We start from the raw sequence: 23171 nt of genomic DNA on the forward strand, positions 1-23171 counted from the left end.
AATAATACAACAATAATACAACAAAGGTTGTTGATGCGCAGAGGCGGCAGATTCGAACCAACTCAATCCGACAGCCTTGCCGGGCTTCCGCATTCTCGATGTCACAAGGGCTGGCAAACACGTCCGTAAAAGAGCGAAGTGAGTAACGGCTCATCTCACCACACGCCTCATAGAAAAATTTTTTCTCAAGCCTCCGTCGAACGCTTTATCTTCCATGGTCGGAGACCGCCCATGGCATTTCGATTCGTACACACCGCCGATATTCATCTCGATTCGCCGCTGCGTTCGCTCGCGTTGCGAAACTCCGAGCTTGCCGAACTCGTCGGCGACGCCAGCCGCCAGGCATTCGTCTCGATAGTGGATCTCTGTCTTGCCGAGCATGTCGATGCGCTGGTTATCGCCGGCGATCTCTATGATGGCGACCAGACGTCGATGAAAACGGCGCGCTTCCTGGCGTCGCAGATGGCGCGCCTGCATCAGGCCGGCATCACAGTTTACAAGATCCGCGGCAATCATGATGCGCTGTCGCGAATATCAAAACAGCTGGTGTTCCCCGACACCGTGACGATCTTCGGCGGTCGGCCCCAATCCGTGCTGCAGAAAGCCGGCGGGCTCGAGGTCATGTTCCATGGCTTGAGCTTTGCCAACGCCAAGGCGCCGGAAAGCCTGCTGCCCAGATATCCGGCCGCCCGCGAGGGGGCCGTCAATGTCGGCATCATGCACACCAGCCTGGCCGGGTCGCCGGGTCACGACGTCTACGCCCCATGCAGTGTCGCCGACCTGCACGGCCACGGTTTCGATTACTGGGCGCTCGGCCACATTCATCTGCGTCAGGTCCATCCCGGAACAAGCACTGTGGTGATGCCGGGAATACCGCAGGGCAGGGACATCAACGAAGCCGGCGCAAAATCCATTACCCTGGTGACCATACGAGACGACCGTTCGATCGAGATCGAGGAAAGGCTGACCAGTGTGGCGCAATTCGAGCGCGCGAGAGTCGACCTGACGGGTACGGTCGAATGGCCTGAGGCCGTCGGGCGTGTCCGTTCGGCGCTCGAAACCATTCGGGCTTCCGTCAGGTCGCCTCATGCCGTTATCCGCCTCAGCCTGACAGGCGCGTCGCCTGTGTCCTGGGCGCTGATCCGCGACCGGGACCTGCTGCTCGCCGAGGCCGAGCAGGCAGCCGAACAGGTGGGCGACACATGGGTTGAAAAGCTGGAGCTTGATGTTGCTCCGATCGGGGCCGGAACGGCCGAGGAGGGCGCGGACCCGATTTTGGAGCTCGCTCAGTCGATGCGTGCCGATGCCGGCTCGCAGGCTTTCCGGGCCGAGGCGAGGGCGTTCGTGCAGAAGATGATTGCAGACCTTCCTGCCGAAGGGCGCGACTTCGCCGGAAAGGACGAGGCCGGGCTGGACCTCTTCCTCGACAAGGCCCTGGCCGGCGGCGCCGACCTGGTCACGGCCCGTCTCAAGGCAGGTGGCGCGCAATGAGGCTTCTGCGCCTTGACCTCATCCGATACGGAAAGTTCACCGACAAGGTGATCGATTTCGGACCCAAGCCGGAATCGGGACCTGACCTCCATATCGTGTTCGGCCTCAACGAGGCCGGCAAGTCGACGGCGCTGTCGGGCTATCTGGATCTGCTGTTCGGCATCGAGGAGCGCAGCCGCTACAATTTCCTGCACGAGTACAGCGCCATGCGCATCGGGGGGTTGCTCGAGCTGGCTGGCACGGAGCATGCCTTCACACGCACCAAACAGCGCAGCAACTCGCTCTTGGACGCAATTGGCCAACCGGTGAGCGAAATGGCGATATCGGCTCACCTGGCCGGCCTGTCGCGCGATGCTTATCAGACCATGTTTTCCCTGGACGACGAAACCCTGGAAGCCGGCGGCAAGTCGATCCTGGAGTCGCGCGGCGATCTCGGCAAGCTGCTGTTTACCGCCAGTGCCGGCCTTGGACATGCCAGCGACACGTTGAGCGCACTCGAAGCCGAAGCCGATGGGCTATACCGGAAACAGGCGCATGGTACCGAGCTTGCGCTGCTCAAGAAGCGTCTTGCCGAGCTGAAATCAAGCAGGGATCAGATCGACACTTTGGCCTCGGCCTATGAGAGCCTGGAGGCCGAACGTCGTGAGGCGGCGCAACAATATGATCGAACCATCGCCGAGCGATCGCTGCTGTCGGCCAGGGTTGGCACCATTGCCAAGTACCTGCGCGTCGGTCCGATCCTAGCCGACGTCCGACGCAAGGCCGCCCGGCTGGCCGAGCTGCCCGACATGGCTTCACCGGCGCGGACCTGGACCGGCAGTGCTGCCGGACTGATCGATGACGATGCCAGCCTGAGAACGCGGCTGTCGGCAAATATCGATGAGGTCGAGCGACTGAAAACAAAGATTGCCGCGGTCGATGTCGACGAGGCGATCCTCGGCATCTCCGAGCGCATCCGCGGCCTGGCGGAAAGCAAGGTGCGCCACGTCTCGGCGGGCCTGGACCTTCCCAATCGCAGGATAGACCTGCAAATCCTCGACAATGCGGTTGCGGCCTCGCTTGCCGCGCTCGGACGGTCTTCAGAGACCGATCCCACCGCACTGCTGTTGCCGGCCGCTACTATAGGGGCTGTTCGCGCCATGGTCGAGCAACGGTCCGGGATCGCCACTGCTGCACGCGTTGCCCGTGATGAGGCCACAGCCGCCCTCGATGCGCTGCAGGCGGCGCAAGATCGCGTTGGCGAGGAGCGGGCAGTGCCCGAGCCGGCCAGGGCCAGGCTGAACGCGGCCCTGGCGAAGGCGAGGGCGAGCGGCCACCTCGGTGACATGAAGGCGGCACGCGAGGCGCAGGACGCTGGCGAGGTCAAATGGGAGAGCGCCCTCGGCGGTTTGCATGCGTGGTCTGGCGACGCGCAGGCGTTGGCCTGCATCGCCGTTCCGAGCGCCAGACAGGTTGGCGTCTGGAAAACGCTTGCCGCGCAGCTTGGTAAGAACAAAGCCGTCCTGTCCGAACGTCTCGCCGAACTCCAGGCCAACCACGAAACGCTAGCGGCGCGTCTAAGCGCGCTTCGCGCCTCGGTCGATGTCGCCGACGATGAGGTGGCCGCCGCCAGCCGGCGTAGCCGCAACGAAGCGTGGACAAGGCATCGTGCGGCGCTGAGCGGCGAAACAGCCGACGCCTTCGCCGCGGCGTTGGAACGCGACGACGACGTCAATGCAGGCAGGCTGGCTGGCGCGGGCGCGCTCGCCGATATTCGAGCCATAACGCACGGCCTTGCGGAAGCCGCGGCCGATATCGCGCGTATCGGCGACAAGCTTGCGCGAGTCGACATGGAGGTCAACGCCGCATCGTCGCAGATGCGCGCGGCAGCCAGCGGCCTGCTTGGAGAACGTGTGGAGGCATCGCTCGAGGACCTGATCGAACTGATCGAGCGTCGCACTTCGGCTCGCGCTGATGCGCTCGCCGCCTGGCAGGAGATCGAACTGGCCGCCAAGAAGGTCGGCCGGGCGAGCGAAGACGAGGCACGGCTGAGGCTGGACCTCGCCACGGCGCTGGAGAGCGTCGGCATTGGTTCGGATCCTGGCGACAGTCTTGAGACGATCATGGGCGTTGCTGAGTTGTTTCTGGACCGGCAACGCAAGGTGGACGCCAGACATGCCGAGGCGCTCAAGACAGTCGCCGCCAGACAGGAAGAGCTGGCCACCCGGCGCCGGGCAGTTGGCGTGGCCGAGCGCCGTGAAGAAGAATGGCTGGCCGGCATTGTCGAGGCACTGAGAGGCACCTGGCTTGAGAACGGGCTGTCCGCAACGGGCGTCGGCACCGTTCTCGACCAGCTGACTGAGCTGGCCAGGAACCTTCAGGAACGCGACGCGATGCAACTGCGCATCGACAAGATGCAGGCCGACCGGGATAATTTCGTGGTCGAGGGCGCCGCGGCAGCAACTGAAGCCGGCGAGCCGGCAAATGGCGAAGACGCCGAGCAGCTGGCGATCCGGCTGGGCGAGCGCTTGGCGGATGCCGATCGCGCGCGCGAGGCGAAAGCAAATCTCGCTGCGGATCTGCAGCGCCTCCTCGACGGCCGTGAGCTCCTTGACGCCGAGATCTCGGTACACGAGCGCCGCAAGAACGAGGTGCTGAGCGCCTTTGGCGTTACGACGCTTGCCGAAGTGGTGGAACGCGACGAGCAGTTGCGTGAGCGGGACCGTCTACACGCGACAGTCACCGAACTGGAGGACCAGCTGGCGGCCGAACTCGGCGTTCAGACATTCGAGCAGGCGCGCTCGATCCTCGATGCGCTCGATTTCGGAGGCATAGCGATTGAGAAAGCGGAAGGGGAGCAACGGATTCAGCTCCTTGACGAAGCAATCCAGCAGCAGCTGATCCGGCAGACGCGTGCCGCCGACAAGCTCGATGCCATTGGCGGCGACAGCGCCGTCGCCCGAATAGACGCCGAACGACGCACGATCCTGCTGGAAATAGAAGACAGGGCGGTCCGCTACATCGAATTGAAGCTGGGCGTGATGTCCGCCGGAAATGCCTTGCGCGCCTACCGCGAGCGCCATCGCTCCGGGATGATGGCGCGGGCTTCCGATGCATTCGCGCTGATGACGCGCGGGCGCTACTCGGGGCTGACGACCCAACCGGTGAAAGGTGGCGAAGTCCTAATCGCCTTGCAAAGCGACGGGCAGTCGAAAGTGACCGAGGCGCTTTCGAAGGGCGCCCGTTTTCAGCTCTACCTGGCGCTCAGGCTTGCCGGCTATTACGAATTCGCGCAGTTTCGCCCCTCGGTCCCCTTCATCGCCGACGACATCATGGAGACGTTCGACCACGTCCGCTCAGAGGAGGTTTTCAGGTTGTTTGGTCAAATGGCGGATGCCGGCCAGGTGATCTACCTCACACACCACCAGCATCTGTGCGAGATAGCCAAGACGGTGGTGCCGGGCGTGATGATCCACGAACTCGGATAGCATCGACCTGTGCCAAAGGCGGACTTGTGCCTGCGATGTTGTGGCTTGCACCACGGCTCGGCCGAGATCTGCTTAGCTAAGGGCAACACAGAGACCAATAAGCTCGGCGGTGTTGCATCGGTTCGGCATGAGTGAGACATGGAACTTCGGCCCATCGGCGAGCTTCCAGATAGTCTGCTATGGGCGATGGCTCTCATTGAGCTTGAGGTCAGGGCCGAGGCACGCAAGATTGGGTTGAAGCGGACAGGTGTTTCATTGCCCTCCTTCACCAGCAATACGGGGAGAACGAGATGCGGAATCTTATGCTGGTCTTCGCGGCACTTGCCTTGGCCGCATGCCAATCACCTCAAGAAGTTCGGCAATCCGTCGCTGTTGAACCAGCATCGAGTCCGGCTGTTCTGCCTGCGGCAACGATGGTTCAATCGCCGACAATCACTCCTCCTGGAAAGGACGTGCCGGCAAAGTATGCCGCCTTTTCGGGCAGTTGGGTTGGCATGTTGGAGAGCACATCTGAAGGAAGGCTCGATGTTCAGTCCGTTTCCTCAAACGGGAAGGTGACCGTCAACTACGCATGGGGCGTCCTGGACGATAACAATCCAGGTGAGGCTGCCGGCACAGGAAAGATCGTAGGGAATGCGTTGAGGCTTGGCCGTCTTCCGAATGGCGCGGACGTCAGTTTTCAGATGCTGCCCGATGGAACCCTGGCCGAAACATTCGCGCTTGCCGGTAAGACCTATACCGGCGTGTTGACCAAGCAATGATTAGTCATTCTCGTCGCTATCCGGCGTGAAGCGCACGGTGACGGCCGATGACGCTTGGTGGCGGCCACCCGGAGCCAGCAAGGCCCATAAGGCTTGCCTTCCGAGGGAGCCTTCACCGGACGGCCATTGGCGGCACACGAGACCCATGTGGGAGGTTGGGGCTGCTCTTCAGCTTCAACCTCTAGTCCAATCGCTTGGTTTGCCAAGCAGCATCGAATAGCGCGGCTCCATCCATTTCGATTCTATCGACAAGGACCCGCGCTTGCTCGGTGTCGATGCCGGTTTCCCGGGACAGGAGCATGACCCGAAAACGCTTTTCTTCGGATGGAATAGGAAGGCCGGGCCGACCGCCTTCGGAGGACTCGACAGCCCTCCGCCTCGCTGGCTGTCCAGCTTTGAGCTTCGGAATGTCGTTCTCTGCCGGGGAGGTGGCCTGCTGGACGATCATCGCGTTATCGCAGACCAAGAAAGCTCAGGATTGCGATGACCACGACTACCGCTCCGATGATCCAAATCAATCTGTTCATGTCGTTTCCTTGCGTAAATAATTAACTACATCCCCCTCGTTATCAACGAGATCGTGCCCACACTTGACGCTGAATGCGGTGATAGAGACGGGGGCGAGCAACCGCCGCCTCAGTCAATACTGCTGTTCAGTTGGAATCTCCCGCCTTCGTAGCGACAACATTCCCAAGCGAGGCTGGTTCCAGGCGCTTTCGAGAGTGGGACCTTTTCGTCTGTCGATTCAGACTTAAGTCCGATCACAAGGGACCTCAGCGGGAATGTGATGTCCTCAGGCCTGATCCTAAATCGCCTCAGCCGTGCTTGTCGGCCCTTTGCAGTTCTTTGCGGCGCCTTGTTGGCAACCCGGTTCAGCCCCTGGCCTTGCGGCCGTCGAGCATACGATGGCGCAGCGGGAGGGGCCTCCTGCACGACCAGGTTCAATAACTTGGCGTCGTTAAGAACCTGGCGCCTCATTATGCATCGGCGCGTCTTGTCGCCATGCCGATCATTGCCGGCGTGGGGATCGCAATCAAGGCGCTGGAAGCTCTCGCCGCCGGGCGTCCGATCGTCGCGTCGCCACTTGGCTTTCGTGGGCTTCCTCCGGATTTCCAGCCCCTGCGCCGAAGCCGACATCCGATGCTTTTGAATTCGCCGCGGCAATCGATCGGCTGCTCAGCGATGAGCAAGCGCGTGACGAGGCGCTTCAGTCCACGCGGAAAGCTAACCAGGCTCTTGGGATGAGAGAGCGCTTCGAATCTCAGATGGCGCAAGCTGTCGAGCGCCTCGCGAATTGTGCGATCGGCTAAGGCCTTTTCCACGCCTCGCAATCGCATCGCCAGGCAAAGCCCAGTCTTGTCGCTGGTCGCCAATAGGGCAGTCACAAGTCAGCGCGCGCAGACCGGTTGTCTTTATAGGAAGGCTCTGCAACAATTGCATCTGCGCCAGTTTCCGCGATCACCGTGTGAAGCTGTAGAAGGCCAGGGACGACACGGCGAGTGTCTGAGCGTAACCGCTCGGGATCGTGGCTCACTCCAGGTGGGTTCCCCAACGTCCGGCCCGCAGCGCACCGCTGCCCCTGCCGGACCGATCCGCGGGAGGCCTTTGGCATGCCAAAAATCCACTCTGATTTCGCCGCCAGCTACAGCGAATTGACGCTCTGGGAATTGGCGGATCCAGCAGCGACGGTAGAGGCTGCGGTCGAACTCTACGGCCCGGACGCGGCGACCGCCGCGGCATGGTGCGCGCTGACTGCGAACTTCGACGGGCGCGAGGAGGACTATCGCTTCTGGTGCACGGTCTTCTCAAAACTGGGCAACAGACTCCAGTCTTGAACTCTGTTTGAGAACGAATGTCCCCGTTCCGACACAGTCGATGTGCAACGTCCCCGAGCCGCCTCACTGGAGGCGAGACAGGTGGCGGACAGGCCTGAATACTTAATGCACGAACAACATGTTTCCGGCGCTTAACGCCATTTCATCTAACTTTAGTACAGCGCCGGGAGTGACTGCGCTATCCTTCACCGACGCCGAGCCCGGAGGAAGAATGTCTTTCATCCGATTTCGGCCGGAGCAGATCCAAAGCCGGCATGCGAGGAAATTCATTTCACAGGAATGTCGGCCACGATGATCGCTTCTGGTGCCAATCTGTTCAGGTCGACGGGAAGAATGACGGGACAAGAGCACAGTGGGAACACGGCCACCCAGCGCGACCCGTTCAGGGGCGTTGAGCGGGTTTCGCCAACCGCTTCGGACGTCGGCCGCGCCAAAATCGGGAATCCTGCCATCGGGATGGCACGTTGCATCGCACGCCACCGGCGCCTCGTGGCCGCCGTTGAGAGGTTCTCCCGGAAACGGTGCGCCAGCCGTTTCAGCCTGCTGTCGGCTGCCGCCTGGCTGGCTCTGGTCGTAAGCCGGCCTCTTGAACGATCTGCGTGGCGCCGACTGGTCCAGCGCAAGCCTGTTGAAAGCTGCGAGGCCGAGCAGAAAATTCTTTATCTGATTGCTGCAATCCTGGCGCGGAAGACGCATTTGCGACCTGCGGAGGTCGACGAAGTCAAAGCCAGTGTCATGGAATTCCAGTCGGGCATTGCTGATTTACTGCGGAGAAAAGACCCGTGACTCTCTGATGTGATCCAGAGGCCGTACTCATCGCGTCAGTGGCCGTTCGACTGTGCCCGGTGGGTGGGCGTCACATCTAGAGCGGCGACTTTGGCTGTTGCGAACTTGCGAGGGCTCGGCGCTACCGAACCGAGCTGGAAGCGCGCCTTCTGGCGTCCACAAAAGGCGGCGTGATCTCATATTTGCGCTCGGCGATTAGATTGGAATCTGCAACTGGCCTTCGCGCCAAACTACTGTCGATGGCCTTGGCGCGCCACTCGTCCATGTCGAGGACGTATGTAGACCACATTCCATAGCGCGCCGACATGGCGTAGCGTTGCCATTTCAAATAGTGCGAGTGGACCGGGGAGCCGGTCTCCACCCGCGCCCAGCCGACGCGCAGCATCTCCACGGCAAGGTCGTGCCCGTCGGCGACACACCTGCCTTTGAGGGCACCGTCGCGATCAGGGAACTCGCCTAGGAGACAGACAACTTGTCTGTCGCCGACCATCCGCTTCAGCCAGGCTTTTGCCAAGGCCCCGCACGGAACCGGCTTCAGAACAGCACTTTCGCCGCGCCGCTTGGCATCGAAGGCCCATTGCGGCAATTCGCAACTGTCGATGCCGGCAAGGCGAACTTTTTGAGCCGATCGAGGAAACCACAAGGTGCGGCCGTCGATCACGCTGGCCCGTCCCGCAATCGCCTTTGAAGATCGCCCAGCGGTCAGGGAAGCAGGCTCACCACTTTGCCCGCTCCCAGCCGCTCTGGCGATATCGGCGCCGGGCGAAGGAGAGGGGAGGCAAGAGCAAGCCAGCGCGGTCAGCGCCCAAAGCAAATGCCTCGCGGTCATGGCCGCGACGCTTTTGCGCCGGCAGCCTGACCAAGCAGGATCGCCGGATGCTGGACGTCCTTGAACTGCCACAGCCCGGCGTGTCTGGCGCGCGCCGCCTGCTCGGCGACGGCGTAGCCGGCGTGGTAGGGCAATCCGTCGGCACGCAGGGCCGCGAAGGCAAAGCCGCTTGTGATCATGAGATTGCCGAGATCAAGCCGATCGCCCTCGATCATGACGAAACAGGCAACATGCACGGTGTCGCCGACCCTCAGCACAGGGGCGCATTCAGGCCTGGTGTCGGCGATCAGGGCGCCGAACACCGCGAGCGAAGCCTCGCCACAATCGGCACGGCGGCCGGCGGCATCGGTGTAGAAAGTTCCGCGAAGGCACGCCTGGGTGCCGTATAGACGATACTTGGTGCCGGCTTCGACCCAACTATCGCCAGTCTCGAGCGTCACGCCCGGTCGCAGGTCGAAATATCCGGGCGGCGCGGCGCCTGCCGGGCCTGCGGCGAGCGCACCGGCCAGGAGAATACGAACGGTCCTCATTGCGCTTGCGCCTTCATCCTGGGATCGGCCCACATGCCATAACCGCCGCGACCGATCTTTTCTGCTTCTGCGAGATCCTTGCGCACCGCAGTGCCGTCAGGGTTCCTTGCCACCCGGTGGCTACCAACCGAAACCAGCTGCTCCTCGAACATGTCCACCGTGTCGAGGCTGCCGGGGTAATTGTAGTAGCCGTAGCAGGTCGCATCCTGAAGCGGCGCATTCGCCTCGCTGACGAAGGCCCGGCAGAAGATCACCTTTGGCGATTGCAACAGCGTCTCCAGTCCCTTCCTGGCATAGTCGGCGCAGGTGCCGGAGAAATCCTCGCGGCGGTTGACCAGATCGCCCTCGCAGGGCTCGATGCCATAGAGGCGGAGTACGGTTTTTGAATCGACGCGGAAGTCGATCGGCGAGACGGCCTTGAAGCCGCTCGTCGAAGCGAAGCCCTTGCGCTCGGCAATGCTTCCCTGGCCATCGTAGTATTCGACGACCAGGACCGTCTTTCCCGGCGCGGCGAGTGACCTGATGTAGGCCTGATCGACGGGTTCGGCCGCGATGGCCGGCACCAATGACGCCAGGCAAAGGACGAAGCTGCCGCCGACGCTGGCTCTCATATTTGACACTCCCAAATAGCATCTCGTTTCGATCCAGCTTGCCAATTACGGATCCTTTGCGCAACAAAAAACAATATCGATTTGACATTCTTTTTTCCGTCAGCTACCGATTTATCGAAACTTCGACCCACCGGCGTGGAAACTTGCGATGGTTTCTCCATTGTTCATATTGGCAAACCGGCGGCTGCTCCTGCTGCTGAGTTCGGCCCTCCTGAGTTGGCCGTCGGCATACTCCGCAAGCAGCGCGGCGGAAAACCGCGACCTGCGCCAGCCGCCGCGCAATTCAACGGTCTCGGCGGTCAGCGCGGGAGAGGCCGGCATAATCGACAGCGTTTTCCATAGCCGCTGGGCGGAGAGGGCAGGAGAGTATGTGCTCGATGGCCAAGGCAGACTTCGTCAAACCCAAGCCCCCACGCGCAATGACGTGGATGTGGCGCCGCCGGGGCAGACGGCGAGCGCATCGCGCTCCATCGATCATAGTCAATTTGACTTCGCGTCGGCTAACAACGGACTTCCCGGCGACGCTGAATGCGGGCCATCACCCCTCAATTCGGAAGAGATCGCACGGCTCGTGGCGCAGGCTGCATCCAGGTATGGCGTCGATCGCGATTTCGCACTTGCAGTCGCGATGTCTGAAAGCCGCCTCGACCACAGCCGGAACTCTCCAAAAGGGGCGCGTGGCCCGATGCAATTGATGCCGTCGACGGCAGCCCATTTCGGCGTCAGCGACATCTGTGATCCGGCCGAAAACATCGACGGCGGCGTGCGGCTGCTGCGGGATCTGTTTGCCACCTATCGCAACCCGCTGATCGTTGCCGCCGCCTACAACGCCGGCGAGGCGAGAATCCTTCAATATGACGGCGTGCCACCCTTCCCGGAGACGGTCCGGTTCGTCGCCGACGTCATCAATCGGCAGCTGAAGCTGCCGCCGCTCAGGCGGCAGGCCGGCAGCGGCATAGCAGCTGATCCTGCCGACACCGGCAAGGCGCCTCCTCTCATCGGAGCGAACTCTAAAGGCAAGCCGCGGCAGTGGGTCGGCGGCGTCCTGCAATTTTGACGGAGGAAGACATGAAGCGAGCCCTCTCGAACGCTCGACGGACACGGGCATTTCGAATTGCAGGCACCGCCCTGGTCCTTGGCGTATCGCTGTGCGCCATTGCCGAGCCGGCGTTGGCGCAGACCTCCGGCGCATTTGCACCGCTCGAAACCGCGGTGCAAATGATCGTCGATTTCATAACCGGCCCATTCGGACGGCTGCTCGCCATCATCGCCGTCATCGGGCTTGGCTTTCTGGCCTTCGCCGGACGCCTCTCCTGGTTCACCGCGGGCGCCGTGGTGATCGGCATCGGGCTGGTGTTCGGCGCGCCGGCGATCGTCGACCAGATGATATCGGCTGTCGGCAACTGAGCCATGAGCGATCATTCTGACGACAGGCCGCAACTGACACCGCTGGTCATCGGGCTCACCCGGCCGCCGATGATGTGGGGAGTCCCGCTCAGCGCCTTCTACCTCATCCTCGGCATCACGCTCATCGCGTTCCTGGTGACCAGCAGTTTCTGGGCAGCCGCAATCGCGCCTGTCACCTATCTCGCCCTGTTCGCGCTCTGCAGCCGTGACGTGCGCATCCTCGATCTGGTCCAGACCGCGGGGCGCCGCACACCGCGCACGCCAAACAGGACCTTTTGGCAAACCAATTCCTACGGGCCCTGATCATGCTCAACATTGTCGCCGAAGAACTGGGCTTCGGACGCCAACGGCGCCGCGACAGACCAATGGCCATGCACGTGCCCTACATGCGCCACCTCGCCAACACGGTGATCGGTCTAGAAAGCGGGGCGCTGCTCAGCGTCATCAAGCTCGATGGCTTGTTCTTCCAGACCGAGGACCAGGCCGAACTCAACATGCGGGCCAGCGTGCAGAACACCATGATCCGGGCCCTAGGCTCGAGCAGGTTTTCGCTGTGGTCGACCGTCATTCGCAGGCAAGTCATTCCAGAGATCGGCGGTTCTTTCTCGGATCCGTTCTGCGCTCTCCTCAACACACGCTACATGGCCGAGCTCAAGCAGCGCCGCATGTTCACAAACGAGCTGTACCTCACCATCGTTCGCTCCCGCATGCGTGGTGCGCTGGGCGTAGCCGATAGCCTTTCTGCCGTGTTCAGCCGGACGCGTGACAGGGACAGCCAGAAACAGCAGGTGCTCGAGCGCATCAACGAGTTGGAGGAAATTGTCTCCACTGTCGCACGCGACCTGCAGAAATATGGAGCCCGGCCGCTTGGCATCGTCTACCGCGACGGCCAGCCCTATTCGGAGCCGTGCGGGTTCTTCAACACGCTTCTGACCTGCGGGACGTCTGCCCCCATGCGGCTGCCGCGCATGGCGATCCGCAACTATATCGGCACCTCGCGGCTGCACTTTTCCAAAAGGACGCTACAGGCGCAGGGTCCGACGACGGCTGACCACCGCTTCGGCGCCATGCTCTCGATCAAGGAATACCCGCCTTTTTCAGGACCGGGCATGCTGGACGGGCTGCTGCAGCTCAATCACGAATTCATCCTGACGCAATCTTTCACCATCGCCGACAAGCCGATCGCGCAAGAACGGATCGCAAGATTGCAGCGGCAGATCCAGGCGTCCGACGAAGCCGGCAGCACGGTCGAGACCGACATCGATTCTGCCTTCAACAGCCTCGTCAACCAGGAGGCCGTGTTCGGCTATCATCATTTCAGCCTCCTGTGTCTGGCGCACGACCTTGCCGGCGTCGACAAATCCGTCTCGGAACTCGGCGCCTGCCTCACCGACATGAACATCAACTGGCTGCGCGAAGACCTCAATATGGAGGCCTCATTCTGGGCGCAGCTGCCAGGCAACCACAGCTACATCGCCCGTTCTTCCATGCTGTCGAGCGCGAATTTCGCCGGCTTTTCGTCGATGCACAATTTCGCCACCGGCACGGCCACGGGAAATCACTGGGGCTTGCCGGTCGCGCTGCTTGAGACAACCTCGCAGACACCCTACTGGTTCAACTTCCACCAGCGCGACATCGGCCACTTCCTGGTCACCGGGCCGACCGGATCCGGCAAGACCGTGGTGCTGAGCTTCCTGCTCGCGCAGGCGCTTCGCATCTCGCCAGAGCCGCGTGCGGTCTTCTTCGACAAGGATCGCGGCGCCGAGATCTTCATTCGCGCCGTCGGTGGAACCTATGAAGTGCTGGAGCCCGGCGTCGCCACCGGCTTCAATCCGCTGCAGATGGACAATACGCCGGCCAACCGCGAATTCCTGCTGCGGCTGGTCAAGGCGATGCTGCAACCCGCCGACGGCCGCGGCTTCTCGCAGGAGGAAGAGCATACGCTGGAAGGCGCGATCGCGCGCATTTGCCAGGTGCCGGCGCAGCAGCGCACCTTCGCCAACCTCTCGGCTCTGCTGATGGGGCGATCGCGCTCCGACGCCAACGACCTCCAATCACGCCTCAGGCCATGGTTCGAGGGGGAGAGGGCCTGGTTGTTCAATGCGCCGCGCGATGTCCTGTCCTTCTCCGGCAGCCGCATCTTCGGTTTCGATATGACGCATGTGTTGGACAATGCCGAGGTGCGCACGCCTGCACTGATGTACCTTTACCACCGCCTCGATGAGCTGCTCACCGGCAATCCGGTCCTGATCTTCATGGACGAGGGCTGGAAGCTTCTGCAGGACAAGACCTTCTCCGGCTATATCGTCGACAAGATGAAGACGATCCGCAAGCTGAACGGGATCGTCGGGTTCGGCACGCAGTCGGCGGCCGACATCGCCAAGGCACCACAATCGCACACCCTCATCGAGCAGTCCTCCACCAACCTGCACTTTCCAAATCCGCGCGCCGATGAGGAGAGCTATGTCGGCCGCTTCGGGCTGACGGCCAAGGAGTTCGCCTTTGTCAGGAACACGCCACCGGAGCGGCGGACGTTCCTGATCAAGCACGGCAACGATTCCGTCATTGCCCGACTTGATCTCTCGACCATGCCTGACATCCTCAAAGTGCTGTCGGGCCGCAAGGAAACGATCGAGGCATGCGCAGCCCTGCGGGCGCGACTGGGTGATGATCCGGCACTCTGGCTGGCGGAATTCTGCGGTTGGAGGCAATCGACATGATCCGGCGTCTCCCCCTGCTTTTGCTGCTTCTTGCCTCGCCCTCGGCAGCCGATGTGGTGACCATCGACGGCTCGGTGCTCGAAAGGCGAAAGGACCGCAACGGCAATGTCACGGCAATCGAGAAGGCCGATCGCGATCGCTACAGCGTCGATCAAAGCATCACATGCGCGATGTATCGGCCGGGCCGCAAGGACGATCCGGTTGCCGCCGCCAACGTCAACCCAACCATCGCCGGCCTCGTCCGGCGGGTGGCCCGCGAGGAGGGCGTCGACGAGAACCAGTTTCTGGCCCTGGTCTACCAGGAGAGCAGGTTTAACCCCTGTGCAAGATCGAGCGCTGGCGCCATCGGGCTGGCGCAGCTGATGCCGGGAACGGCGGCGGAGCTTGGCGTTGACGCAAACAGCGTCGAGCAGAATCTGCGTGGCGGCGCGCGTTACTTTAAGCAGCAGCTCGAACGCTTCAACGGAAACGCCTCGCTTGCACTGGCCGCATACAATGCAGGTGCCGGCAGCGTCGAAAAGTACGGCGGCATCCCGCCCTTCAGAGAAACGCAGGGCTATGTCGCGGCGATAACGCAAAAGTGGCTGCCGGCCTTTGGCGGCTCGGACAAGTCGGGCATTCCATTGAACTATGGCGGAACGGGTGCCGCCTTCCAGGGCATGCGTACCGCAACGGTGGACGCCATGGGACTGACCAGTGCGGTCGGCGACGGCTCAAACGATGTGGCGTCCTGGTTTGAGCAATTCGGCTCGGCTGCCACCGGCACGGTTCAAGACAGCTGGGACAAGAATTCAGGCGCCCGCAACGCCAATGTCGAAATGCTCAACCGGCTGATCCAACTGGGCGCCAGTTTCGCAGACCTGGTCAACTCGAGCAACGCGGTGACGCTGAGCGACCTTTCAGGCGCCAGCCGTTCGGGTGGCCGTCCGAAGCCCGACGACCAGCCGCCGACAGGCGGATTTTGCGATGCGCGCGTCGGTCTGGTCTGGAGCCGGCAAGCGCAAGCCTGCGTCCACGAGCTCGAGCAAGAGGTCGAGCTGTTCTTCAACCCGCAACAAGGAGGTCTCCAATGAAACGTGCTCTTGTGCTGGTCGCCGCGACCGTGATGGTCACCTCGGCCAAAGCCGACATTCCGGTGATCGACAGGACGAACTATGCCGTCGCCAAGGACACCGCCGACAAGGCCGCGAGAATCCTGGACACCAACAGGGATATTCTGACCACCGTCGAAAAGACCCTGCAGGCAGTTACCGGCAACCGCGGCAGCGACGTCGGCTCGCTCAAGGACTTGGCGATCGGCAATGGTTTCAGCGTCTCCTCGGTGCCTTCCTTCGACAGCGTGCTTCAAAATGGCGTTCCGGATTTTGGCTCCATGGGTCCGGAGATCGCCAAGGCCGCGACGACCTTCATCAACGGCATGCAACTGGTGAAATCGCTTTCTGGCAAACAGCAAAGTTCTCTGGCGAGCGACAAATCGTACGAGGAGATGGTCAAGACGGTGCTCGGCGTGTCGGCTCTGATCACTGGCTCGCGACAGGCTGTCGCAACGCGGCGTGCCGCGCTTGAGCGAGCCGGGCAGGGGATCGGCCAGGCTCAGGACATCAAAGGCTCGATTGACCAGAACACACAATTGCAGGTGCAGACCGGACTGACCCTGAACGAGATGATCGGCGTCATGAACGGTGCCGTCCAGGCGCTGCAGGCGGAGAACCAGCGCAGGTTGACTGATATTTCAAACACCAAGAAGGCGCTGACCTACGAATGACACGAGGCCGGCACGAACCGATCGCGCTTAGCGTCGTGGCGCTGCTGCTTGCCGGGTGCGCCACGCCCAAGGAAAAATCCGCGCCCTGCAAACGGCCGGCCGCCGTGATGAGCTACGCGGCACAAGCCACCCACCTTGAGTGCGGGCCGATGCGGCCGGTCAACCCCGACAGAGCGGCGGCATGGGCAATGATCGGCGGCGATTTTCCCTCTCGAACGGAATAGGGCTGACGTGGATAATTTCATCGGCGAACTGCTGCAGCGCATCGATGCTTCGGGCGAGAATTTCTCCGAGCGTGCGTTCGAGGTTCTGAGCAGGGACATCGAGCCACTGCTTCGGCTGCTGTTCATGCTGGTCGTGCTCTTCTACGGAGTGCAATTGGTGCTGGGAACGTCGAGGCTCAGCGCTGCCGAGATCGTGGGCCGCGTCGCCCGCGTCATGGTGATCCTCGTTCTGGTCAGCACCTGGTCGCACTTCCAGGCTCTCGTCTATGCCTGGATCACAAAAGTCCCGGAGGCGGCGGGGCGGGCAATACTGGCCGCATCGGGCACAGGGGTGACGGAACCCAGCAACGGCCTCTCGGAGATCTGGCAGACCGCCAATCTGGCAGCGTCCACATTTGCCGAGCAGGCCGGCTATTTCTCCGTGCTGCCGGCCTTGATCGGCATGATCATCATGGCCTTTGCCGGGCTGTTCGTCTCCGTGGCGCTGGGCATCCTGGTCCTGGCCAAGGTGATCCTGTGGGTTCTGCTTGGCACCGCGCCGATCTTCATCGCCTGCATGTTCTTTGATGTGACGCGCAACTACGCGATGGGATGGTTGAACCAGTCGCTGCTCTACGCACTGATCCCGTTGTTCGTCTACGTGATCGCCGCCTTCCTGATCGCGGCGATGGCGCCGGAACTGACCAAGATCAACCAGATCTCGGGCAATCGCGAGCTGAAGCTCAGCGACCTTGCAGCCTTCGTGATGTTGTGCCTGGCCGGCAGTTTCGTTCTCTTGCAGATCCAGTCGCTGGCGCAAGGCATTGTCGGCGGGCTCGCGATGCCGGTTGGTCAGCGTTCGCGAGCCCTTACCGGCCGCGGCGTCCTTTCGGGGCGCGCCGCTGTTGCCGGCTCGGCCACACAGATGCAGGCCGCTATCAATCGTGTGCAGGCCCGATTGCGCAGCCCTCAAACGCCGTCGCGCGAGGCCATGCAGCGCGCCATCACCGCCAATGCACAGACGCGGTAACACCAAAACGCAACAGAATTGTCCTCCAACGCTCCGCAACGTCCAATGGCAGAACCCCTCGACGAAAAGCTGAGATCCTACTTCCAGGACGGTGACGTCTGGGAGCACGAGATCTTCAAGCGCGCCATGCGCTCCAGCCGCATCGCCTGGTTTTTCACGCTGCTATTTGCCTCGATCGCGGCCCTTGCCCTGTTGGCGCTGGTGCTGATGGTGCCGCTGAAGAGCTTCGAGCCCTATGTGGTCGAGGTCGACAGGAACACCGGCTATATCGAGGTCAAGTCGGGATTGACGAGGACCTCTGATCTCACCGGTCAGGAGGCTGTCACCCAGGCCAATGTCGTTCGCTACATCCGCAACCGCGAGGGATATGATCCTTTTGCCATCGACGAATATTTCGGGATCGCGGCGCTTTTGTCGACCGACGAGGCGGCCCGCGACCTGCAGATGCAGTTCAGCGCCGCCAACGCGCAAAATCCGGCGAAGATCTATGGCCGGCTGAAGCGGGTGCTTGTCGATATCAAGTCCGTCACCTTCCCAAACGCCAGTACGGCGATCGTGCGCTTCTCGACCACAGAAAAGAGCGAGACGGAAGCCATTCACAGGCATTGGATCTCGGTGGTGAGATTCCGCTACACCGAGAGCCCGCTCAAGAACGAATGGCGCTTCGAAAATCCGCTCGGCTTCCAGGTCTACAGCTACCGCCGCGACCAGGAAACGGTGACACCGGGCGGTTCCGAATGATGGCACGCGGTCTGGTCGTGGTCGCTTATCTGATCCTCTTCGAGTTCACCGCTGTGGCCTTCGGCGCGCAGACGCCGAAGGCCGGTCGCCTGGACGCGCGCATCACCAGCGTCACCTATCAGGAGAACAACGTCGTCCAAGTGCATGCAAGCTATGGCGTATCGACGATGATCGTCTTCGACGAGGAGGAGAAATTTCAGACCATATCGCTCGGCGACAGCGAAAGTTGGCAGGTCGTTCCTGCTGAGCAGGGCAACATCCTTTTCGTCAAGCCGATCGCCAGGAACGTGACGACGAACATGAACGTCGTGACCAGCAGGCGCATTTACTTTCTGGAGCTGAAGGATAGTGCTCCCGCAGGAGGCCGACAGGTGTTCGGCATTCGTTTCGCTTATCCGGAGAAGGACCGCGACGCGGCGCTGAGGAGCGAAGCTGAGCAGCGCGCGGCCTGGCCCAACATCGCCGCGATCGACAAGGCCAATGTCAACATCGACTATTCATTTTCCGGCGATGCGGGTCTGAAGCCGGCGTTAGTGTTCGATGACGGCACAAAGACTTTCTTCCGTTTCGGCCGGCGTGCCGCGGCGATCTTCGCCGTCAATTCCGATTTCTCGGAGATGCTGAGGAACTTCCGCAAGGAAGGCGAGTACATCGTCGTCGACGGTGTCGCCGCCCAATACACGTTGCGCGACGGCAATCAGTGGCTGTGCATCTTCAATCTTCGAAAGCCCGATTTCGGCGCGCCCGATGCCGACGCGCTGGCGCCAGTGCGAGACGACATGGCAACGGTCCGCAGGAGGAGCGGAAATTGATCCAGCGAAGTCCCGAACTGGAGGCTTTGGCCGGCAATGACGACCCCGCTGTTGCGGACGGGTCCGTACGTCGCAAGCAGCTTGCCGGTGGTGCCGTCCTGATCCTGTTGGGGCTTGTGGCGGGCTATTTTACCTTGGCTGGGCGTCAACCGTTGCAAGGCCACGTGCCAGCCGGTGACGAGGAGTTCTCGACCACCAGTTTTCGGCCGCCTTCGTTCATGCGTGAGCGAGAACAGCCGGCGAAGCCCACCGCGCCCGAAGTGATCGAATTGCCGCCACCGCCACCACCGCCGCCAGTGCCGAGTCCCAATGTCACGCCTTTCGATGTGCCACCGCCCGCAGCGCCTCTATCCGCTCCCGACGCCCCGGCAGCCCCAGGCGATGAGTTTCCCAAACGCTTTCGTTCCAAGATGATCGTCTTCGACGAAAAGGGGGCGACCAGCGACGAGCAAGGCGCCTCGGCCGGCGATGCGCAACCGCGCGCCGTTGCCGGCGAAGACCGTAACAGCAAGTTTCTCGCTGCAGCGGCCAACATCGGCGATCGCTCGGCACGGGCCAGGAAGATCGCCCGGGTCGATGCACTGATTGCGGAAGGCACGCTCCTTCCCGGCATTCTCGAGACCGCGGTTGTCAGCGACCTTCCCGGTCAGATCCGCGCCATCGTCGCCGAGGACGTCTATTCATTCGACGGCCGTCGTGTACTGATCCCGACAGGCACGCGGCTGATAGGTGAATACCAGTCCGAAATCACCCGCGGCCAGAAGCGCATCTTCGTGATCTGGACACGATTGCTTCGCGATGACGGTGTCAGCGTCCGCTTGAACTCGATCGGCGCCGACAGTCTTGGCCGCTCCGGGCTTACCGGCCGGGTCGACACCAAGTTTCGGGAGCGCTTCGGCGCGGCCATCCTGCTTTCGATCGTCGGCGGCGGCGCCAGTTACCTGACCGGCTACGGCAGCCAGACCGCGACAGGCAGCGACGAGGCAAGGCGCGCTGAGGATAACGCACGCTCGACGATTGCTCAGACGTTCTCGGACATGGCCAACCAGGCGCTTGGCGAGAGCCTGAAAATCCCGCCGACGATCAGCGTGCCGCAAGGCGAGCGGATCTTCGTCTTCGTGCGCCAGGACCTCGACTTTTCCGCTGTCTACGACGATCCGGTTTCAGAGGCATTGGAGGAAATTCGTCATGAGCGCGGTTTCGATCGAGCCTGGCAACAATGACCGGCACTATTTCCTTCACCGGTCTCTCGAACCGCTCAGGCCGCTGCTGACAGATCCACAGATTGTCGAGATCTCGATCAACAAACCTGGCCATGTCTATGTCGAGCGCCTTGGTGCCGGTCACATGGAATACCATCACATTCCAAAGCTGACAGCCTCCGAAATCGTCCATATGGGCGAACGGGTCGCGGCCGCCACCAATCAGTTCATTGGTCCCGCAAACCCGATCCTCAGCGCAGCCCTTCCAACTGGGGAGCGCATACAATTCGTGCTGCCGCCGGCAGCGCCCGAGGGGGGCGCGGTTTCGATCCGAAAGCAAGTCGTTGGCGAGTTCACGCTTGAGGATTATCGCGACGCTGGCGCCTTCAATAAGGTATCCGTTGGCATCAGCGGCATGAACGATGCCGATCGCGGCTTGACGGAGCTTTTGCGGAGGGACGACGCCTATGGCTTTGTCCGTAGCGCCATTTTCAGCCGCGTCTCCATGCTAATCAGTGGTGGCACCTCAAGCGGCAAGACCACATTCATGAACGCCTGCCTCAAGGCCGTCCACGAGGGCGAACGCCTGATCACGCTGGAAGATACTCGCGAGCTGTTTCCTCCCCAGCGCAACACCGTGCACCTGCTTTCATCCAAAGGCGACCAAGGCACGGCGAGTGTGACGATCCAGAACCTGCTCGAGGCCTCGTTGCGCATGCGCCCGGACCGGCTGTTCGTGGGCGAAGTGAGAGGAGGTGAGGCGTTCTCGTTCCTGCGTGCGGTCAACACGGGCCATCCAGGCTCGATGTCGACAGTCCACGCCGACACGCCTCGCGGCGCCTATGAGCAGCTCGCCATGATGGTGATGCAATCGGGTCTGTCGGCAGCTTACTCGAAAGCCGACCTTATTTCCTACATTCGCAGCGTCATTCCGATCGTTGTCCAGCTGAGGCGCGAGGGCGGACGTCGTGGCGTGTCGGAGATCTATTTCTCAAGAATGGATCGATCATGACCGGCACGTTCCGCATCGCCTATCTCGTTTTCTGCCTCGCGATTGGTTTTGTCGTCTGGCTGCTCGCCTACGGGGTGGTGCTACAGTTGTTGTATGGCGACGGCCGCATCTTGCAGGTCACCGCGACAACCAATCCGTTCGCAGCGCTCCAGCAGCTTGCCCGTTACCCTCACAACGCCGTGTTGCAGCGGACCAGTCTGGGGGCAGCCGCCGTGTCGGTCCTCATCGCCGGTGCGATCGCCTCTCTCGGTTTGAAGCGTGCTTCCGAACCGCTTGGCAATGCTCGTTTCCAAAATACGACCTCGCTGCGGCATGGCAGATGGTTCCGGCGCCACGGACACATTCTGGGGCGTTACGGGCGCCATGTCCTTCGCGTCCAAGACGAGCGCCATCACCTGGTCATCGGTCCGACGCGCTCGGGCAAGGGGACCTCCTACGTCATCCCGAACGCACTCACTCATCAAGGGTCGATGATCGTTACCGACCTGAAAGGCGAAATCTTCCGCTCAACGGCCGGGTATCGCAAGGCAACCGGAAACCAGGTCTTCCTGTTCGCGCCGGGCAGCGAAAGAACACATCGTTACAATCCGCTCGACTTCATCAGGCCCGACCGGGGCGATCGCACAACGGACATTCTGAACATAGCAAGCATTCTCGTCCCCGAGAGTGCCGATTCCGAGAACGCGATCTGGCAGGCCACCGCGCAGCTGGTGCTGGCTGGGGCTATCAGCTACGTGAACGAGAGCGACTCCTATCGCGGCCGCCGCAATCTTGGCGAGGTGATTTCATTCTTCAACAGCGGCGTCGATCTGCAGGCCCTGATGAGCCTCATCAAAGAAAAGGAGCCGAACCTGTCGCGCTTTACGCTCGAAAGCTTCAACGCCTATATCGCGCTGTCGGAGCGCGCCGCTGCGTCCGCGCTGCTCGACGTGCAGAAGGCCCTGCGTCCCTTTCGCAACGAGCGCGTGGTCGCAGCCACCGAAGTCACCGACATGGATCTTCGTGCGCTGAAGCATCGACCGATCTCGATATACCTGGCGCCCAACATCACCGACGTGGCGATGCTGAAACCGCTGCTATCGCTTTTTGTCCAACAGTCGCTGGACACGCTGCTGCTCACCCAGGACCAGAATTCGCTGCCCATCTACTTCCTGCTGGACGAGTTTCGGCAGCTGAGAAAAGTCTCCGAGATCACCAGCAAACTGCCCTATGTGGCCGGCTACAACATAAAAATGGCCTTCATCATCCAAGACCTCAAAAACTTGGATGAGATCTACGGCGAAACCGCCCGCCATTCGCTTATGGGCAATTGCGGATATCAGCTAGTGCTTGGCGCAAACGACCAGGTCACGGCCGAGAGCGTTTCAAGGGGACTGGGCAAGAAGACAGTGCGTTACAGGACGGAGTCGAGAACGATCGAACTGATGGGGCTGCATCGCCGCACCAAAGTCGAACAGGTGCGCGAACGCGATCTGATGATGCCTCAGGAGGTCAGGCAAATGCCCGCCGACAAGATGGTCATCCTCGTAGAAGGGCAGGCGCCTGTTTTGGCAGACAAGTTGCGCTTTTTTGCGACTTCTCCATTCAAGGCAATGGAGCGGTTCTCGCGATCCAATACCCCCGATGTACCAGCGACGGAGCTGCTGCCGCGGGCTGCGATACCCGCGCTCACAGACGCCTATTCCCAGTCGGGCGCGTCCGAAGATCGCCGCATTGCAGCATTCGGCACAGCTCATCCGCCTACGCCTCCCTCCGGAGCTGCGATAGAGGCGCGCTTTGTTGCTGCAGCTCGAAAACTGAAACAACTGACCACCACGGTATCCGAGAGATCCAGCGGCAAGGCAAAGCGGAATTGGTCCGCGATTTTTGATGAGATCGTGCCTGACGATCCGACCGGGCAGGAAGACGATGCATGCAGTCAGGGCCCGTCAACTTTCGGCACGAGCTAACTTGTTATCCATCCGGGGTG

General features: G+C 61.7%; 23 protein-coding genes. 18 read left to right on the top strand and 5 right to left on the bottom strand.

Annotated features, from left to right (window positions below):
• The first annotated feature begins 231 nt into the window (after window positions 1-231).
• The 3 genes from FJ954_RS10145 to FJ954_RS10155 all read left to right on the top strand — a co-directional run bounded on the left by FJ954_RS10145 (window position 232) and on the right by FJ954_RS10155 (window position 5719).
• Entirely contained in the window at window positions 232-1491 is a 1260-nt protein-coding gene (locus FJ954_RS10145) for a DNA repair exonuclease (RefSeq protein ID WP_140620371.1), read from the top strand.
• A complete protein-coding gene (locus FJ954_RS10150; protein WP_140620373.1) occupies window positions 1488-4958 on the top strand; it encodes an AAA family ATPase in 3471 nt (1156 codons plus the stop codon). The genes FJ954_RS10145 and FJ954_RS10150 overlap by 4 nt, the downstream gene beginning before the upstream one ends.
• A gap of 290 nt (window positions 4959-5248) precedes the next feature.
• Window positions 5249-5719: a hypothetical protein gene (locus FJ954_RS10155; RefSeq protein ID WP_140620375.1), complete on the top strand. Its 471-nt coding sequence runs from the start codon at window positions 5249-5251 to the stop codon at window positions 5717-5719.
• A 181-nt stretch (window positions 5720-5900) separates the two neighbouring features.
• Here FJ954_RS10155 and FJ954_RS31805 read toward each other — a convergent pair whose 3' ends face one another.
• On the bottom strand, window positions 5901-6167 hold the full coding sequence (locus tag FJ954_RS31805) for a hypothetical protein (RefSeq protein ID WP_140620377.1): 267 nt from the start codon (window positions 6165-6167) through the stop codon (window positions 5901-5903).
• Window positions 6168-6696: 529 nt separating this feature from the next.
• A complete protein-coding gene (locus FJ954_RS31930) occupies window positions 6697-7092 on the bottom strand; it encodes a hypothetical protein (RefSeq protein ID WP_246677772.1) in 396 nt (131 codons plus the stop codon).
• 237 nt (window positions 7093-7329) lie between these two features.
• Here FJ954_RS31930 and FJ954_RS10170 point away from each other — a divergent pair, with 237 nt between their 5' ends.
• Both FJ954_RS10170 and FJ954_RS10175 read left to right on the top strand, forming a co-directional pair.
• The gene (locus FJ954_RS10170; RefSeq protein ID WP_224682167.1) at window positions 7330-7554 is read left to right on the top strand and encodes a hypothetical protein; all 225 of its coding nucleotides are present in this window, start codon (window positions 7330-7332) and stop codon (window positions 7552-7554) included.
• Window positions 7555-7845: 291 nt separating this feature from the next.
• Window positions 7846-8340, top strand: coding sequence for a hypothetical protein (locus FJ954_RS10175; RefSeq protein ID WP_140620381.1), 495 nt, complete (start codon window positions 7846-7848; stop codon window positions 8338-8340).
• 121 nt (window positions 8341-8461) lie between these two features.
• On the opposite strand, the gene FJ954_RS10180 is transcribed toward FJ954_RS10175, so the two are convergent.
• The 3 genes from FJ954_RS10180 to FJ954_RS10190 form a co-directional block, all read right to left on the bottom strand.
• Window positions 8462-9001, bottom strand: a complete 540-nt coding sequence (locus tag FJ954_RS10180) for a thermonuclease family protein (RefSeq protein WP_224643157.1) — start codon at window positions 8999-9001, stop codon at window positions 8462-8464.
• 164 nt (window positions 9002-9165) lie between these two features.
• Window positions 9166-9699, bottom strand: a complete 534-nt coding sequence (locus FJ954_RS10185) for a thermonuclease family protein (RefSeq protein WP_140620385.1) — start codon at window positions 9697-9699, stop codon at window positions 9166-9168.
• Window positions 9696-10310: a hypothetical protein gene (locus FJ954_RS10190; protein ID WP_140620386.1), complete on the bottom strand. Its 615-nt coding sequence runs from the start codon at window positions 10308-10310 to the stop codon at window positions 9696-9698. Before FJ954_RS10190 ends, FJ954_RS10185 begins: the two co-directional genes overlap by 4 nt.
• Window positions 10311-10458: 148 nt before the next feature.
• Here FJ954_RS10190 and FJ954_RS10195 point away from each other — a divergent pair, with 148 nt between their 5' ends.
• The 13 genes from FJ954_RS10195 to FJ954_RS10255 are packed head-to-tail and all read left to right on the top strand — an operon-like array spanning window position 10459 to window position 23151.
• The gene (locus FJ954_RS10195) at window positions 10459-11367 is read left to right on the top strand and encodes a lytic transglycosylase domain-containing protein (RefSeq protein ID WP_140620388.1); all 909 of its coding nucleotides are present in this window, start codon (window positions 10459-10461) and stop codon (window positions 11365-11367) included.
• Between the two features lie 11 nt (window positions 11368-11378).
• Window positions 11379-11717 carry a TrbC/VirB2 family protein gene (locus tag FJ954_RS10200; RefSeq protein WP_140620390.1) on the top strand — a complete coding sequence of 113 codons (339 nt, stop codon included), beginning with the start codon at window positions 11379-11381 and terminating at the stop codon, window positions 11715-11717.
• A gap of 3 nt (window positions 11718-11720) precedes the next feature.
• On the top strand, window positions 11721-12020 hold the full coding sequence (locus tag FJ954_RS10205; protein WP_140620392.1) for a VirB3 family type IV secretion system protein: 300 nt from the start codon (window positions 11721-11723) through the stop codon (window positions 12018-12020).
• A 2-nt stretch (window positions 12021-12022) separates the two neighbouring features.
• The gene (locus tag FJ954_RS10210; RefSeq protein ID WP_140620393.1) at window positions 12023-14437 is read left to right on the top strand and encodes a VirB4 family type IV secretion system protein; all 2415 of its coding nucleotides are present in this window, start codon (window positions 12023-12025) and stop codon (window positions 14435-14437) included.
• Complete coding sequence (locus FJ954_RS10215; RefSeq protein WP_140661266.1) at window positions 14434-15510, top strand: lytic transglycosylase domain-containing protein; 1077 nt, start codon at window positions 14434-14436, stop codon at window positions 15508-15510. Before FJ954_RS10210 ends, FJ954_RS10215 begins: the two co-directional genes overlap by 4 nt.
• Complete coding sequence (locus tag FJ954_RS10220) at window positions 15507-16202, top strand: type IV secretion system protein (protein WP_140620397.1); 696 nt, start codon at window positions 15507-15509, stop codon at window positions 16200-16202. Before FJ954_RS10215 ends, FJ954_RS10220 begins: the two co-directional genes overlap by 4 nt.
• A complete protein-coding gene (locus FJ954_RS10225) occupies window positions 16199-16426 on the top strand; it encodes a hypothetical protein (protein WP_140620399.1) in 228 nt (75 codons plus the stop codon). Before FJ954_RS10220 ends, FJ954_RS10225 begins: the two co-directional genes overlap by 4 nt.
• A gap of 7 nt (window positions 16427-16433) precedes the next feature.
• Window positions 16434-17435 (top strand): type IV secretion system protein, encoded by a 1002-nt coding sequence (locus FJ954_RS10230; protein ID WP_140661267.1) that lies wholly within the window; start codon window positions 16434-16436, stop codon window positions 17433-17435.
• Window positions 17436-17480: 45 nt separating this feature from the next.
• The gene (locus FJ954_RS10235) at window positions 17481-18176 is read left to right on the top strand and encodes a type IV secretion system protein (protein ID WP_140620403.1); all 696 of its coding nucleotides are present in this window, start codon (window positions 17481-17483) and stop codon (window positions 18174-18176) included.
• Entirely contained in the window at window positions 18176-18988 is an 813-nt protein-coding gene (locus tag FJ954_RS10240; RefSeq protein WP_140620530.1) for a TrbG/VirB9 family P-type conjugative transfer protein, read from the top strand. The genes FJ954_RS10235 and FJ954_RS10240 overlap by 1 nt, the downstream gene beginning before the upstream one ends.
• The gene (gene virB10, locus FJ954_RS10245; RefSeq protein WP_140661383.1) at window positions 18988-20211 is read left to right on the top strand and encodes a type IV secretion system protein VirB10; all 1224 of its coding nucleotides are present in this window, start codon (window positions 18988-18990) and stop codon (window positions 20209-20211) included. The genes FJ954_RS10240 and virB10 overlap by 1 nt, the downstream gene beginning before the upstream one ends.
• Window positions 20177-21202: a P-type DNA transfer ATPase VirB11 gene (gene virB11, locus FJ954_RS10250; RefSeq protein WP_140620405.1), complete on the top strand. Its 1026-nt coding sequence runs from the start codon at window positions 20177-20179 to the stop codon at window positions 21200-21202. Before virB10 ends, virB11 begins: the two co-directional genes overlap by 35 nt.
• Window positions 21199-23151, top strand: a complete 1953-nt coding sequence (locus tag FJ954_RS10255) for a type IV secretory system conjugative DNA transfer family protein (protein ID WP_140620406.1) — start codon at window positions 21199-21201, stop codon at window positions 23149-23151. Before virB11 ends, FJ954_RS10255 begins: the two co-directional genes overlap by 4 nt.
• Window positions 23152-23171 lie beyond the last annotated feature (20 nt).

This window comes from Mesorhizobium sp. B2-3-15 (assembly GCF_006442875.1).
Taxonomy (GTDB): Bacteria; Pseudomonadota; Alphaproteobacteria; order Rhizobiales; family Rhizobiaceae; genus Mesorhizobium; species Mesorhizobium australicum.